At 69.6% G+C, this 16136-nt stretch carries 6 protein-coding genes, 1 tRNA gene and 2 rRNA genes (1 of these 9 only partly in view); 1 reads left to right on the forward strand and 8 read right to left on the reverse strand.

Translation table 11 applies throughout. From position 1 onward, the window contains the following. Positions 1-3 precede the first annotated feature (3 nt). From CP973_RS30755 to CP973_RS30770, 4 genes are all read right to left on the reverse strand, one after another. Positions 4-819 carry a helix-turn-helix domain-containing protein gene (locus tag CP973_RS30755; protein WP_150247127.1) on the reverse strand — a complete coding sequence of 272 codons (816 nt, stop codon included), beginning with the start codon at positions 817-819 and terminating at the stop codon, positions 4-6. A gap of 350 nt (positions 820-1169) precedes the next feature. Further along, a complete protein-coding gene (locus CP973_RS30760) occupies positions 1170-3959 on the reverse strand; it encodes a DNA translocase FtsK (RefSeq protein WP_150247128.1) in 2790 nt (929 codons plus the stop codon). A 195-nt stretch (positions 3960-4154) separates the two neighbouring features. After that, positions 4155-4817 (reverse strand): response regulator, encoded by a 663-nt coding sequence (locus tag CP973_RS30765; protein WP_150247129.1) that lies wholly within the window; start codon positions 4815-4817, stop codon positions 4155-4157. A 253-nt stretch (positions 4818-5070) separates the two neighbouring features. Beyond that, positions 5071-10581: a HAMP domain-containing protein gene (locus tag CP973_RS30770; protein WP_150247130.1), complete on the reverse strand. Its 5511-nt coding sequence runs from the start codon at positions 10579-10581 to the stop codon at positions 5071-5073. Between the two features lie 258 nt (positions 10582-10839). Here CP973_RS30770 and CP973_RS30775 point away from each other — a divergent pair, with 258 nt between their 5' ends. Continuing rightward, entirely contained in the window at positions 10840-13512 is a 2673-nt protein-coding gene (locus tag CP973_RS30775; RefSeq protein ID WP_425282036.1) for a SpoIIE family protein phosphatase, read from the forward strand. A gap of 86 nt (positions 13513-13598) precedes the next feature. On the opposite strand, the gene CP973_RS30780 is transcribed toward CP973_RS30775, so the two are convergent. The 4 genes from CP973_RS30780 to CP973_RS30795 all read right to left on the reverse strand — a co-directional run. Beyond that, positions 13599-13674, reverse strand: a tRNA-Thr gene (locus CP973_RS30780). 99 nt (positions 13675-13773) lie between these two features. Further along, complete coding sequence (locus CP973_RS30785; protein WP_150247131.1) at positions 13774-14460, reverse strand: DegT/DnrJ/EryC1/StrS family aminotransferase; 687 nt, start codon at positions 14458-14460, stop codon at positions 13774-13776. Between the two features lie 115 nt (positions 14461-14575). Beyond that, positions 14576-14692, reverse strand: a 5S ribosomal RNA gene (rrf, locus tag CP973_RS30790). A gap of 76 nt (positions 14693-14768) precedes the next feature. Next, positions 14769-16136: ribosomal RNA gene (locus CP973_RS30795) — 23S ribosomal RNA — on the reverse strand; it runs 1756 nt beyond the window's last position.

Here is a 16136-nt window from a genome sequence, read left to right on the forward strand (position 1 = left end):
TGGTCAGCCCGCCTGCGGGCCTGCCGAGTAGCTCAGCCGCTCGACCGCTCCCTTGTCGCCGACCTTCTCGATCTCCTTGCCGTTGACGAACAGCTGCACGACCCCGGCGTTCCCGACGACCAGGTCGATGCGCTTCTTGTCCGTGAAGGTCTTGGACTCGCCCTGCTTGAGCAGGCCGTCCTCCAGCAGGCGGCCGTTGGCGTCCTTGGCGGAGATCCAGCTCTGCCCGTCCTTCGCGGTGATCTTGACGGTGACCCGGTCCTTCGGCACGCCCGCGACGGCGCTCTCCGAGACGCCCGGCCCGGGCACGGTGGTGGGCCTCGGCTTCTTGCCGGACTTGCCGGCGGCGGGCTTCGTCGGCTGCACCGGCGCCACGGTGTTGTCGCCCTCGGCGACAGCGCTCCCCTTGCCGCCGCCGCTGAAGAGGGTGAAGCCCACGAACCCGACGACCGCGACGATGGCCGCGACCATCGCCGCGGTCCAGTTCGGGCGGCCCCGCTCGGGCCGGATGCGCTCGGCCTCGAAGAGCGGCGCGGCGGGCGTCGGCTCGGGCCGGCCGCCGCGGTCCCCGTCGAACCGGGCGATCAGCGGTTCCGGGTCGAGACCGACGGCGCGGGCGAGCGTGCGGATGTGTCCCCGTGCGTAGACGTCGCCGCCGCAGCGCGAGAAGTCGTCCTGCTCGATGCCGTGGACGAGGGGCACCCGCACCCGCGTCGTGGCACTGACCTCCTCGACGGTCAGTCCTGCGGCGATACGGGCCTGCTGGAGGGCGCGGCCGATGGAGGGCCGGTCGTCTTCGGGGGAGTTGCCGATGGACACGGGGGCGCCTTTCGAGCGTGAGCCACCTGCTGGAGGTTCAGTCTAGGGGTGTACCGAAAGGGTCGGGCAAGCGGAAGAGCGGACTTTGTACGCCATCAGAAGGCCACGTGAGGCCGCCGGACGCCCGGTCCGGCTCCCGATGGTGCAGCATCCTCCCACCACCTCCCTCAACTTGACGTAGCGACGGGAGAAACGGTTGCTTACGCTCTTCGACGAGCCAACCGAATCCCTCGTACGAGTGGTCCGGGAGCGTGGCCCCTGGACTTCCTCCGCCGTCGCCCGCCGAGCGGACGGGCCCCGGGAGCGCCGCCCGGCGGGCGGCCCCCGGGCACCGCCCGGCCGACGGCCTCTTACGAAGGCGTCTCCCCCCGGATCACGGCCAGTACGCCTTCCAGTTCGTCCGGCTTCACCAGGACGTCGCGCGCCTTCGACCCCTCACTCGGCCCGACGATGTTGCGCGACTCCATCAGGTCCATCAGCCGCCCGGCCTTGGCGAAGCCGACGCGCAGCTTGCGCTGGAGCATGGACGTGGACCCGAACTGGGTGGAGACCACCAGCTCCGCGGCCTGGCACAGCAGGTCCAGGTCGTCGCCGATGTCCTCGTCGATCTCCTTCTTCTTGGCCGTGCCGACCGTCACGTCGTCCCGGAAGACCGGCGCCATCTGGTCCTTGCAGTGCTGGACGACCTGCTGGACCTCGTCCTCCTGGACGAACGCGCCCTGCATGCGCACCGGCTTGGTCGCGCCCATCGGCAGGAACAGGCTGTCGCCCTTGCCGATGAGCTTCTCCGCGCCGGGCTGGTCGAGGATGACCCGGCTGTCGGCGAGCGAGGAGGTCGCGAACGCCAGCCGGGACGGCACGTTCGCCTTGATCAGACCGGTGACGACGTCCACCGACGGGCGCTGGGTGGCCAGCACCAGGTGGATGCCGGCGGCGCGGGCGAGCTGGGTGATGCGGACGATGGAGTCCTCCACGTCCCGCGGCGCGACCATCATCAGGTCCGCCAGCTCGTCCACGATCACGAGCAGGTACGGATACGGCGACAGCTCGCGCTCGCTGCCCTCCGGCGGCTTGAGCTTGCCGCTGCGCACGGCGGCGTTGAAGTCGTCGATGTGGCGGTAGCCGTACGCCGCCAGGTCGTCGTAGCGCAGGTCCATCTCGCGCACGACCCACTGCAGGGCCTCGGCGGCCTTCTTGGGGTTGGTGATGATCGGGGTGATCAGGTGCGGGATGCCCTCGTACGCGGTCAGCTCGACGCGCTTGGGGTCGACCAGCACCATCCGCACCTCGTCGGGGGTGGCGCGCGCCATCACCGAGGTGATCAGGCAGTTGATGCAGGACGACTTCCCGGAGCCGGTGGCGCCCGCGACGAGGATGTGCGGCATCCGCGCCAGGTTGGCGGAGACGTACCCGCCCTCGACGTCCTTGCCGAGGCCGACCAGCAGCGGGTGGTCCTCGCCCACCGACTCGGCCGAGCGCAGCACGTCGCCGAGGTTGACCATCTCCCGGTCGCTGTTGGGGATCTCGATGCCGACCGCGGACTTGCCGGGGATCGGGCTGATGATCCGCACGTCCGGGCTGGCGACGGCGTACGCGATGTTCTTGGCCAGCGCGGTGATCTTCTCGACCTTGACCGCGGGGCCCAGCTCGATCTCGTACCGGGTGACCGTCGGGCCGCGGGTGAAGCCGGTGACCGCCGCGTCGACCTTGAACTCCTGGAAGACGGTGGTCAGCGACTCCACGACGGCGTCGTTGGCGGCGCTGCGGGTCTTGCCGGGGCCGCCGCGGGTGAGCAGGTCCAGCGACGGCAGGGAGTAGGTGATGTCGTTGGACAGCAGCAGCTGCTCGGCCCGCGAGGGCAGCTCCCCGGACGGCTCCGGCGCGGACTTCGTGAAGTCCGGCACCGGGCCCGAGGGCCGGTCCGCGCCGCTCTGTCCGGCGTCGCGGGCGGGCGGCACCGAGCCGCTGTCGGGCTGCCGCCCGGACGTGTCCTGCGTGTCGTCGCGCTCGCCGGAGATGCCGCTGCTCAGGCCGGCGACCAGCGGCGAGGGCTGTACGCCGTGCAGCACGGCGCCGTCGAGCGAGGCGGCGGCAGCGGCGGCCACGTCCACCGCGTCCATGGGCCGGTCGGCGGGCTGGAGGGGCGCACGGCGGCCGCGGCGGCGCTTGGCCAGCGCCGCCTCCTCCATGACGTCCGGGTCGTCGAGGGGGTCCGGCTCAGGCGTCGCGCGCCGGACGCCGCGCCGCGGCTGCTCGCGCCAGTCGTCGGCGTACGGCTCCTCGGCCACCGGCTCGGGCTCGTACACCTCGACCAGGCCCAGCCGGGCGCCGAGCTGGCGCAGCCGCTGCGGGATGGCGTTGACGGGGGTGGCGGTGACGACCAGCAGGCCGAAGACGGTGAGCAGCACCAGCAGCGCCACCGCCAGGGTCTGGCCGACGGTGAAGATCAGCGGTTTGGACGCGGCCCAGCCGACATAGCCGCCGGCGTCCTGTACGGCCGCTATGCCGTCGCCCCGGCCCGGCGATCCGCAGGCCATGGCGACCTGTCCGAGGATGCCGATGACCAGCGCGGACAGACCGATCACGATGCGTCCGTTGGCCTCCGGCTTCTCCGGGTGCCGGATCAGGCGCAGCGCGATCCCGCCGAGCAGGATCGGCACGACCAGGTCGAGGCGGCCGAAGGCGCCGGTGATCAGCAGCTCGACGAGGTCGCCGACCGGGCCGTCGAGGTTGGACCAGGTGCCGGCCGCGATGACCAGCGCGAGGGCGAGGAGCAGCAGCGACAGCCCGTCCTTGCGGTGCGCGGGGTCGAGGTTCTTCGCGCCGCGCCCGACGCCGCGGAACATCGCGCCGACGGCGTGCGCCAGCCCGAGCCAGCAGGCCCGCGCCAGGCGGTAGACGCCGCCGGTGGGCGACGGGGCCGGCTTGGGCGGCGCCTTCTTGGCGGCGGCCTTCTTCGCCGGCGCGCGCTTGGCCGGGGCGGTCTTCTTGGCGGGCGCCCGCTTGGCCGGAGCCGGCGCCTTCTTCGCCGGTGCTTTCTTCGCGGCGGCCTTCTTGGCGGCGCCCCCGGGCTGTCCGGCGCGCTGCTTCGAGGGGCCCGCCGTGCTCTGGGAACCCTTGCCGGACGTACGTGAGGCCATGGTGACGAGATTACAGGCGACGGCCACAGTGACACGAGCGCTCGGGCCTTCACCCATTCGTGTCGCGCCCCGGGGCCGGGCACTTCGCTCCGGTGAACGGCGAAGCGAGCCGTATGCAGGGCTGATGACGGCGCATCAGGCCCCGCCGCGGCCCGGCAAGGCCCACGGGCCGTCAGCACCGCCGCACAGCGCCGCTCAGGCGGCTCCGTTGCCCGTGCCGGGCTCCAGGGCGTCCAGCGCCCGCCGCAGGCCGGTCAGCTTGCGCTCCAGATGCGCCGCGGTCGCGATGGCCGCCGCGTCCGCCGACTCGTCGAGCTGCTTGGACAGCGCCTCGGCCTGCTCCTCCACGGCCGCGAGCCGGGCGGAGAGTTCGGCGAGCAGCCCCACGGGCTCCTTGGCCGACTCGTCCGCCGCCGCGCGGCCGCTCTCCAGCTGGAGGCGCAGCAGCGTCGCCTGCTCCCGCAGTTGACAGTTCTTCATGTACAGCTCGACGAAGACCGAGACCTTGGCGCGCAGCACCCACGGGTCGAACGGCTTGGAGATGTAGTCGACCGCGCCCGCGGCGTAACCGCGGAAGGTGTGGTGCGGGCCGTGGTTGATGGCGGTGAGGAAGATGATCGGGATGTCGCGGGTACGCTCGCGCCGCTTGATGTGCGCGGCCGTCTCGAACCCGTCCATACCCGGCATCTGCACATCGAGCAGAATCACCGCGAAATCGTCGGTGAGCAGTGCCTTGAGCGCTTCCTCCCCGGACGATGCCCGCACCAGTGTCTGATCGAGCGCGGAGAGGATCGCCTCCAGCGCCAGCAGATTCTCCGGCCGGTCATCGACCAGGAGGATCTTGGCCTTCTGCACCATGGCCCGTCCTCCTCGCCCCGGCAATGAACCGGACGCCGCCCCAGGGGACGGCTCTGTCATGCCGCCCGTCCTTGTGCCGGTCATCGTAGCCGCACCCCGCCTGTCGCCACACCCTGTCACCGCGATGTCACTGTGCACGTAGCACAAACGCAGTGAGAGACCAGAAGGTTCCCCGAATACCGCGCTCCCACACGTGGCCGGCCACACTGAGTCAACATGCGGGGAACCTTACGAGCCTCATTTGACGAACGTGTCACCGCCTGCGCATCCATTGCTCCATCACCGTCAGCAGGTGGTCGGTGTCCACCGGCTTGGTCACGTAGTCGGAGGCGCCGGACTCGATGCTCTTCTCCCGGTCGCCCTTCATCGCCTTCGCGGTCAGCGCGATGATCGGCAGCCCGGCGAACTGCGGCATGCGCCGGATCGCGGCCGTGGTCGCGTAGCCGTCCATCTCCGGCATCATGATGTCCATCAGGACCAGCACCACGTCGTCGTGCTGCTCCAGGACCTCGATGCCCTCCCGGCCGTTCTCCGCGTACAGCACGGACAGCCCGTTCTGCTCCAGCACGCTGGTGAGCGCGAAGACGTTGCGGATGTCGTCGTCGACGATCAGCACCTTCTCGCCGTGGAAGCCGCCGTCGAAGCCGGGCGAGACCAGGTCCTGGCCGTTGCCGATCCAGGGCTCCTCGGCGGGCGCCCGCGGGGGCTCCTCGGCCTGCTGCGGTGCCTCCGGCGGCGCGGGCGCGGGCGGCAGCTCCGGCCGCGGCCCCTCGGTGGCCACCGGGCGCCGGCGCCGCCTGGGCCCCGGACCGCTGCCCCGGGAGGGCGCCACACCGGGCTGTGCGCCCTCCTCGGCGGCCTCCCGGCCGAGCTCCGCGTCCCGCGCCTCGGCGTCCATGGCGAGCCCGCCCGCGACCAGTTGCGGGTAGCCCTGCGGCGGCAGCCCGCCCGGGTTGTGCGGCAGGTAGAGCGTGAAGGTGGAGCCGCGGCCCGGCTCACTGGCGGCGTGGATCTCGCCGCCGAGCAGCCGCGCGATCTCCCGGCTGATGGACAGGCCGAGGCCGGTGCCGCCGTACTTGCGGCTGGTCGTGCCGTCCGCCTGCTTGAACGCCTCGAAGATCACCCGCATCTTGCTGGACGCGATACCGATGCCGGTGTCCGTCACGGAGAACGCGATCATGTCGGCGTCCGCGTCGCGCAGCGCGCCGTGCTCCAGCAGGTGTTCGCGGATGTCCGTCGGCACATCGTCGCCGGCCGGCCGGATGACCAGCTCCACGGCGCCGCTGTCGGTGAACTTCACCGCGTTGGCCAGCAGGTTGCGCAGCACCTGGAGCAGCCGCTGCTCGTCGGTGTGCAGCGTGGCGGGCAGCTCCGGGGAGACCCGTACGGAGAAGTCCAGGCCCTTCTCCGCGGTCAGCGGCCGGAAGGTGGCCTCCACGTAGTCGACGAGCTGGACCAGCGCGATGCGCGTCGGGCTGACGTCCATCTTGCCGGCCTCGACCTTCGACAGGTCCAGGATGTCGTTGATCAGCTGGAGCAGGTCGGAGCCGGCGCCGTGGATGGTCTCGGCGAATTCGACCTGCTTCGGGGAGAGGTTCCCCTCGGCGTTGTCGGCGAGCAACTTGGCGAGGATCAGCAGCGAGTTGAGCGGGGTGCGCAGCTCGTGCGACATGTTCGCCAGGAATTCCGACTTGTAGCGCATCGAGACGGCCAGCTGCTCGGCGCGCTCCTCCAGGACCTGCCGCGCCTCCTCGATCTCGGTGTTCTTCACCTCGATGTCGCGGTTCTGCGCGCGCAGTTGCTCGGCCTTCTCCTCCAGCTCGGAGTTGGACAGCTCCAGCGCCTTCTGGCGGCTCTCCAATTCGCCCGAGCGCTCCTTGAGTTGCTCGGTCAGCTCCTGCGACTGCTTGAGCAGCATCTCGGTCTTGGTGTTGACGGAGATGGTGTTGACGCTGGTCGCGATCATCTCCGCGATCTGGCTGAGGAAGTCCTTCTGGATCTGGGTGAACGGCTGGAAGGAGGCCAGCTCGATCACGCCGAGCACCTTGTCCTCGAAGAGCACCGGCAGCACGATCACATTGGCCGGCGGGGCCTCGCCGAGCCCGGAGGCGATCTTCAGATAGCCGGAGGGCACGTTCTCCACCAGGATCGTGCGCTTCTCGGCCGCCGCCGTGCCGATCAGGGTCTCCCCCGGCCGGAACGTCGTCGGCATGGTGCCCATCGAGTAGCCGTAGGAGCCCATCAGCCGCAGCTCGTAGGCGCCCGGCTCACCCCCGTCCGCGCCGATCTCGTTGCTGTCGCCGGGCTGCGCGGCGAGGAAGAACGCGCCGTGCTGCGCGGAGACCGCCGGGGACAGCTCGCTCATGATGAGCGTGGCCACGTCCTTGAGGTCGCGGCGCCCCTGCATCAGACCGGAGATGCGGGCCAGGTTGCCCTTGAGCCAGTCCTGCTCCTCGTTGGCGAGGGTGGTCTCGCGGAGCGTGGCGATCATCGTGTTGACGTTGTCCTGGAGCTCCAGGATCTCGCCCGCCGCGTCCACGTCGATGCGGACGTTGTGGTCGCCGAGGGTCACCGCGGCGGCGACGGCGGCGATCGCCCGCACCTGGCGGGTCAGGTTGCCCGCCATCTCGTTCACCGACTCCGTCAGGTCCTTCCAGGTGCCGGCCACGCCGCGGACCTGCGCCTGGCCGCCGAGCTGGCCTTCCGTGCCCACTTCGCGGGCGACCCGGGTGACCTGCTCGGCGAAGGAGGAGAGCTGGTCGACCATCGTGTTGATGGTCGTCTTCAGGGCCAGGATCTCGCCCCGCGCGTCGATGTCGATCTTCTTGGTCAGGTCGCCCTTGGCGATGGCGGTGGTGACCATGGCGATGTTGCGCACCTGGCCGGTCAGGTTGTTCGCCATCGAGTTCACGGACTCGGTGAGGTCCTTCCACGTACCGGCGACGCCGGGTACGCGGGCCTGGCCGCCCAGGATGCCGTCGGTGCCCACCTCACGGGCCACCCGGGTGACCTCGTCGGCGAACGACGACAGGGTCGTGACCATCGTGTTGACCGTGTCGGCGAGCTGCGCGACCTCGCCGCGCGCCTCGACCGTGACCTTCTTGGTCAGGTCGCCGTTGGCGACCGCCGCGGAGACCTGGGAGATGTTGCGCACCTGGATGGTCAGGTTGTTGGCCATCAGGTTGACGTTGTCGCTGAGGTCCTTCCAGATGCCGGTGACGCCCGGGACCCGGGCCTGGCCGCCCAGCTGGCCTTCCGTACCGACCTCACGGGCGACCCGCGTCACCTGTTCGGCGAACAGCGAGAGCTGGTCGACCATCGTGTTCACGGTCGTGACCAGTTCGAGGATCTCGCCCTTGGCGTCGACGGTGATCTTCTTCGAGAGGTCGCCGCGCGCGACCGCGGTGGTCACCTCGCCGATGCTGCGCACCTGGGACGTCAGGTTGTTCGCCATGAAGTTGACGGACTGGGTGAGGTCCTTCCACGTGCCGCTGACGCCCTGGACCTCGGCCTGGCCGCCGAGGATGCCCTCGGTGCCCACCTCGCGGGCCACCCGGGTGACCTGCTCGGCGAAGTTCGAGAGCTGGTCCACCATGGTGTTGAGGGTGTTCTTCAGCTCCAGGATCTCGCCCCGGGCGTCCACGTCGATCTTCTGGGACAGGTCGCCGCGCGCCACCGCCGTCGCGACCTGCGCGATGTTGCGGACCTGGGCGGTCAGGTTGCCGGCCATGCCGTTCACCGAGTCGGTCAGGTCCCGCCAGACGCCCGCGACGCCCGGCACCTGCGCCTGGCCGCCGAGCCTGCCGTCCGTACCGACCTCGCGGGCCACCCTGGTGACCTGCTCGGCGAAGGCCGAGAGCTGGTCGACCATCGTGTTGATGGTGTTCTTCAGCTCCAGGATCTCGCCGCGCGCGTCCACGTCGATCTTCTGCGACAGGTCGCCGCGCGCCACCGCCGTCGTCACCTGGGCGATCTGCCGCACCTGGGAGGTGAGGTTGCCCGCCATGAAGTTGACGGAGTCGGTCAGTTCCTTCCACGTGCCGCTGACGCCGTCCACCCGGGCCTGACCGCCGAGCCGGCCCTCCGTGCCCACGTCCCGCGCCATCCGGGTGACCTGGTCGGCGAACGAGGACAGCTGGTCCACCATGGTGTTCACGGTGTTCTTCAGCTGGAGCATCTCGCCGGAGACGTCGACGGTGACCTTCTGCGACAGATCGCCGTTGGCCACCGCCGTGGTCACCTGCGCGATGTTGCGGACCTGTCCGGTCAGGTTGCGGAAGGCGGTGTTGACGGAGTCGGTCAGGTCCTTCCACGTACCGGCAGCGCCCGGAACCGCCGCCTGACCGCCCAGCTCGCCCTCGACGCCGATCTCCCGCGCGACCCGCGTCACCTCGGCGCCGAACGACGACAGCTGGTCGACCATCGTGTTCACGGTGTTCTTCAGTTCGAGCATCTCGCCCGCGACGTCGACCGTGACCTTCTGCGACAGGTCACCGTTGGCGACCGCGGTCGTCACCTGGGCGATGTCGCGCACCTGCCCGGTCAGGTTGCGGAAGGCGTTGTTCACCGAGTCGGTGAGGTCCTTCCAGGTGCCCGCCGCGCCCGGCACCTGCGCCTGCCCGCCGAGCTGGCCCTCGGCGCCGACCTCGTTGGCGACCCGGGTGACCTCGTCCGCGAAGGTACGCAGCGTCTCGGTCATCGTGTTGATCGTGTCGGCGAGCTGCGCGACCTCGCCGCGCGCGCTGACCGTGACCTTCTGGGACAGATCGCCGTTGGCCACCGCCGTGGTCACCTGCGCGATTCCGCGCACCTGCGCCGTGAGGTTCCCGGCCATCAGGTTGACCGAGTCGGTGAGGTCCTTCCAGACCCCCGCGACACCCGGCACCTGCGCCTGGCCGCCCAGCTCGCCTTCCGTACCGACCTCACGGGCGACCCGCGTCACCTCGGAGGCGAAGGACGAGAGCTGGTCCACCATCGTGTTGACGGTGTTCTTCAGCTCCAGCATCTCGCCGGCGACGTGGACGGTCACCTTGCGTGACAGATCGCCCTTGGCGACGGCGGTGGTGACGAGAGCGATGTCACGCACCTGCGCGGTCAGCCGGGACGCCATCGTGTTCACCGACTCGGTCAGGTCCTTCCAGGACCCGGACATGCCGCGCACCCGGGCCTGCCCGCCGAGCTTGCCCTCCGTACCGACCTCGCTGGCGACCCGCGTCACCTCGTCGGTGAAGGCCGACAGCTGGTCCACCAGGCCGTTGACGGTGCGGCCCACCTTCAGGAACTCACCGCGCAGCGGATGCGCCGAACTGTCGTCCGACCCGCGCGAGCGCAGGTCCATCCGCTGTTCCAGGTCGCCCTCGGACACCGCGGAGAGCACCCGGCCCACCTCGGAGACCGGCCGTACGAGATCGTCGACCAGGGCGTTCGAGGCGTCGATGGCGGCGGCCCAGGAGCCCTCGCAGGCGCCTGCCTCCAGGCGTTCCGTGAGTTTTCCCTCACGGCCGACGACCCGGCGCACCCGCGCCAGCTCTCCCGTCAGGTGCAGATTGCGGTCCGCCACCTCGTTGAAAACAGCGGCGATCTCCGACATCGTCCCGTCGCCGGAGACCGTCAGCCGCTTACGGAAATTCCCGTCCCGCATCGAGACGAGAGCAGCCAGCAGCCGGTTCAGCGCAGCCGTATCCACCTCAGTCGTCCCGTTGCTCCGGGAACGTCCGCCTTTCGCGCGCGTGCTCGTGCCCCGCGCCGCTGCGCCAGACTCCACCGTGTCCCTCCCGCAGGGTCGACCGTTCTACCCGGGCCTTCTCTTTGAGCTTGCCCAGTGTTTCACCATGGCCCAACCAGGCCATAACAGTTCGGCAGCATCGCATATCGTCCCGGGCACGTTCCGGGCGGAAACACACGTGACCGGCATCCGCACGCGCGGCGAAGGTAAGTAACCTGGCATCCGGCTGTCCACCCGCCCTGGCCGTCCAGCACGGGCAGTGGGCGAGCACACCAGGCTTTTCGGAGGGGCGCCGCCATGGTGGGAGAGCAGATCACCGACACACGCATGAGGAGACCAGTGATCACCGCGCGGGCCGCTGCCACGTTCGAGCCGGTCGGCCGCTCGGTCGCCACCGCCCGCGCCTTTGTGCGGGACACCCTCCAGGGCTGGGGCCACGGCGACATCGTCGACGACGCCGTCGTCCTGACCAGCGAACTGGTCACCAACGCCGTCGTCCACGCGGGCACCGCCGCCGACGTACTGTGCCTGCGCACGGACGGCGGGGTGCGCATCGAGGTCGCGGACCGCTATCCGGAGCGGGAGATCCCCCTGCAGAACACCGGCCGCGCGTTCGCCCATCCGGACCGCGAGGGCGGCCGCGGGCTGCTGCTGTGCGGCGCGCTGGCCAGCCGCTGGGGCGTGGAGTACACCGCCTCGCAGAAGCACGTCTGGTTCCAGCTCGACCTGCCCGAACGCCCGGCCGGCACCCGCACGGCGGGCCCCGCGCTGCCCGTGGACGCGCTGCCGGTCGCCGACAGCCGGGTCCGCGTCGCGGTCGTCCAGGTCGACCGCGGCGGATGCATCAGCTTCTGGAACGAGGACGCGCGCGACCTGTTCGCGTACGAGCCCGAGCAGGTCGTCGGCAAGCCCCTCACCGACTTCGCGGCCTGGCCGCACACCCCCGGCACCGGCACCGGCATCGCCGAGGCGCTGGTGCTGTCCCGGTGGGAGGGCTCGTACGGCATACGGGGCGCGGACGGCCGGGTCGTCCCGGTGTACGCCTCCCACCTGCGCGTCCGCGACGCCGACGGGGAGCCGTACACGGTCTGCCTCCTGGTGCGCGACCACGAGCGCGCCGTCCTGCAGAGCCCGCCGCGCACCCCCGCCCCCGACCAGGCGGCCCAGCCGCCCGAGGGCCGCGGCCCCGCCGACCCGTTCGAGGTCTTCATCGGCTCGCCCGCCCCCGACGACCTGGACGGCCTGCTCCAGCGCACGGTCGAGCGCGCCCGCGACATGCTCGACGGCGATGCCGCGTACCTCCTGCTGGCCACCGACGACGAGACCGAGCTGGAGGTGCGCGCCTCCACCGGCCTGCCCTCGGCCCGCCAGCGCTTCGCCCGGGTCCCGGTCGAGGCGGGCTCCGGGCGGTACGGCTCCGCCCGCATGCCGGCCGTCCACGAGGACCTGACCGCCGTGCCGGGTGCCGTCCCCCTGCTCTCCGGTACGGGCATGCGCTCGGTCGTCACGGTCCCCCTGAAGGTCGAGGGCCGGCTGACCGGCTCCCTGGGCGTCGCCGCCGAGGCCCCCGGCCGCTACACGAACGAGGAGGCCCTGCGCCTCCAGTTCGCCGCCGACCGCATCGCGCTGGCCGTCGAGCGGGCCCGCCTGACCGAGCTCGAACGGCTGCGCCGCGGCTCCCTCTCCTTCCTCGTCGAGGCCTCCGACCTGCTCGCCGGCACCCTCGACCGGGACCAGACGCTGGCCCTGATGGCCCAGATGACGGTCCCCACCCTCGCCACCTGGTGCGCCGTCTACACCGTCGCGGACCAGGCGTCCGAGCCGGAGCTGTCCTACGTACTGCACGAGGACGAGGACCGCATCGACGGCCTCAAGTCGCTCCTGATGAAGGTCGACCCGCCGGAGCCGGTGCCCACGCCCGGCGCCCGCCTGTGGAACGCGCCCACCGACGCCGCCCATGACGCGGCCCTGCGCACCTCGCTGCGCAGCCTGGGCCTCGGCGAGTCCGCCCGCCCCTCCAAGGGCCCCGGCGCCAGCCTCGCCACCGCCTCCGCGGTCGGCGGCGAGACCGTCGTCCTGCCCCTGGTGGCGCGGAACCGCGTCATCGGCATGCTCACCCTGGGCAAGCCCAGCGAGGAGCACTTCCGCCAGGAGATCCTGGAGCTCGCCGAGGACCTCTCCCGGCGGGCCGCCCTGGCCCTGGACAACGCGCGCCTGTACTCGGAGCGCACGGCCATCAGCCAGTCCCTCCAGCGCAGCCTGCTGCCCCCGGAGCTGCCCGAGGTGCCGGGCGTGGAGGTCGAGGTCATCTACCGCGCGGCCGGCGAGGGCAACGAGGTCGGCGGTGACTTCTACGACCTGTTCCCCATCCGGGACGGCGCGTACGGCTTCGCCATCGGCGACGTCTGCGGTACGGGCCCGGAGGCCGCGGCCGTCACCGGTCTGGCCCGGCACGCGCTGCGGCTGCTCGCCCGCGAGGGCTTCGGCGGCCCCGCCGTCCTGGAGCGGCTGAACGCCGCGATCCTCGACGAGGGCGCCCGCAGCCGCTTCCTGACCCTCCTGTACGGCGAGCTGTGGCCGCAGCGCGACGGCAGCGCCGTCCTGAAGGTCGTCTGCGCGGGCCATCCGCTGCCGCTGCGCCTGCGCCAGGACGGCACGGTCGAGCCGGCCGCCGAGCCGCAGCCGCTGCTCGGCGTCATGGACGACCTGGAGCTGTACGAGCAGACCGTCACCCTCGACCCGGGCGATGTGCTGCTGTGCGTCACCGACGGCGTCACCGAGCGCCGCGAGGGCACCCGGATGCTGGGCGACGACGGTCTGACGGACGTACTGACGACCTGTACGGGGCTGACCGCGGGCGCGGTGGCCGCCCGCATTCTGCGGGCGGTGGAGCGGTTCGCCGCGGAGCCCGCGTCCGACGACATGGCCATTCTCGCCATGCGGGTTCCCGAGGTCTCGCACGAAGCGTGACCCCGGGGCCCGTCGGGCCGCCCCTTCCGCGTACTCCTTCTCCGTAAACGAAAAAGGCCCCCGCCGTCAGGCGGGGGCCTTTCCTCTGGAGCCCCAATACGGAATCGAACCGTAGACCTTCTCCTTACCATGGAGACGCTCTGCCGACTGAGCTATTGGGGCGCGGCAACAGAATAGAGCATACATGATCTCTTCCGATAACCCGAAATCGCGTGCCGCGGGCTTCGAGGGACTCGCCCCGTCCCGCGGCAAAAGGGATTTTCAGAACGCCGGTTGCAGCAGTCCGCCCAGCGCGTTGCACGCCGCGACCAGCCGCTGCAACTCCCGTCGTGAGAGTTCGGTCCGTACCGGCAGCGCCAGCGTCTCGTCCACGGCGCGCTCGGTCTGCGGCAGGTACACGTCCCGTCGCAGCCGTGGCATCCGGTAGACGGGTGCCTGTACGGGCACGCGGCAGGCGACGCCGCGCGAGCGCAGCGCCCGGGCGAACGCGTCCCGGTCGGGGCGTCCGTTTCCGGGGACGCGCACCACGTACTGCTCGTACGTGTGGCCCACGGCGGCCGGTGGCGTCGCCACGCCGGTGAGCCGTCCGTCGAGGTAGGCGGCGCGTTCCCGGCGTCGCCGGACCTCTTCCGGGTCCGCGAGCCCGGCGCCGGGCTCGTTCTCGGCGACGACCAGCAGCCCGTGCCGCTGTCCGGTCTCGCGGATCCAGCCCATGTCCGCCGGCCGCCCGAAGCGGTGTACGGCGACGACGGCCGCCGTGCGCGGGGTGACCGCGTCGGCCACCGCGGCCGGGTCGAGGCAGTAGCTGTCCGCGTCGACGTCGGCGAAGACCGGCAGCGCGCCCAGCTCCACGACCGCCTCGGCGACCTCCGGGTTCCCGTACGCCGGCACCACGACCTCGTCGCCTTCGCGGACACCGGCCGACCTGAGCGTTCCCACTGTCCCCATGCCGCGGATCCTTGCCACATGAAGTGAACATGAAGTAACACGATGGTCTGCGCGGTGGAAACAAAAAAGCTCCGGTCCCTGAACCAGAAGGCTCAGGGACCGGAGCGGAAAAATTGTTCGGCGGCGTCCTACTCTCCCACAGGGTCCCCCCTGCAGTACCATCGGCGCTGAAAGGCTTAGCTTCCGGGTTCGGAATGTAACCGGGCGTTTCCCTAACGCTATGACCACCGAAACACTATGAAGATAACAACCCATGCCGGCAAGGCGAGTTCGTTACTTCAGAACAAACACAGTGGACGCGAGCAACTGAGGACAAGCCCTCGGCCTATTAGTACCAGTCAACTCCACACCTTACGGCGCTTCCATATCTGGCCTATCAACCCAGTCGTCTACTGGGAGCCTTACCCCATCAAGTGGGAGGGAGCCCTCATCTCGAAGCAGGCTTCCCGCTTAGATGCTTTCAGCGGTTATCCTTTCCGAACGTAGCCAACCAGCCATGCCCTTGGCAGAACAACTGGCACACCAGAGGTTCGTCCGTCCCGGTCCTCTCGTACTAGGGACAGCCCTTCTCAAGACTCCTACGCGCACAGCGGATAGGGACCGAACTGTCTCACGACGTTCTAAACCCAGCTCGCGTACCGCTTTAATGGGCGAACAGCCCAACCCTTGGGACCGACTCCAGCCCCAGGATGCGACGAGCCGACATCGAGGTGCCAAACCATCCCGTCGATATGGACTCTTGGGGAAGATCAGCCTGTTATCCCCGGGGTACCTTTTATCCGTTGAGCGACGGCGCTTCCACAAGCCACCGCCGGATCACTAGTCCCTACTTTCGTACCTGCTCGACCCGTCAGTCTCACAGTCAAGCTCCCTTGTGCACTTACACTCAACACCTGATTGCCAACCAGGCTGAGGGAACCTTTGGGCGCCTCCGTTACCCTTTAGGAGGCAACCGCCCCAGTTAAACTACCCACCAGACACTGTCCCTGATCCGGATCACGGACCCAGGTTAGACATCCAGCACGACCAGAGTGGTATTTCAACAACGACTCCACAACCACTGGCGTGGCCGCTTCACAGTCTCCCACCTATCCTACACAAGCCGAACCAAACACCAATATCAAGCTATAGTAAAGGTCCCGGGGTCTTTCCGTCCTGCTGCGCGAAACGAGCATCTTTACTCGTAGTGCAATTTCACCGGGCCTATGGTTGAGACAGTCGAGAAGTCGTTACGCCATTCGTGCAGGTCGGAACTTACCCGACAAGGAATTTCGCTACCTTAGGATGGTTATAGTTACCACCGCCGTTTACTGGCGCTTAAGTTCTCAGCTTCGCCCCACCGAAATGGAGCTAACCGGTCCCCTTAACGTTCCAGCACCGGGCAGGCGTCAGTCCGTATACATCGCCTTACGGCTTCGCACGGACCTGTGTTTTTAGTAAACAGTCGCTTCTCGCTGGTCTCTGCGGCCACCACCAGCTCACACCGCAAGGGTGATCACCAGCAATGGCCCCCCTTCTCCCGAAGTTACGGGGGCATTTTGCCGAGTTCCTTAACCATAGTTCACCCGAACGCCTCGGTATTCTCTACCTGACCACCTGAGTCGGTTTAGGGTACGGGCCGCCATGAAACTCGCTAGAGGCTTTTCTCGACAGCATAGGATCATCCACTTCACCAC

The organism is Streptomyces albofaciens JCM 4342 (genome assembly GCF_008634025.1).
Taxonomy (GTDB): domain Bacteria; phylum Actinomycetota; class Actinomycetes; order Streptomycetales; family Streptomycetaceae; genus Streptomyces; species Streptomyces albofaciens.

Bases quoted from the DNA above. Each gene is read 5' to 3' on its own strand.
- CP973_RS30760 (WP_150247128.1), bottom strand. From the start codon at position 3,959: ATGGCCTCACGTACGTCCGGCAAGGGTTCCCAGAGCACGGCGGGCCCC.
- CP973_RS30765 (WP_150247129.1), bottom strand. From the start codon at position 4,817: ATGGTGCAGAAGGCCAAGATCCTCCTGGTCGATGACCGGCCGGAGAAT.
- CP973_RS30775 (WP_425282036.1), top strand. From the start codon at position 10,840: ATGGTGGGAGAGCAGATCACCGACACACGCATGAGGAGACCAGTGATC.
- CP973_RS30785 (WP_150247131.1), bottom strand. From the start codon at position 14,460: ATGGGGACAGTGGGAACGCTCAGGTCGGCCGGTGTCCGCGAAGGCGAC.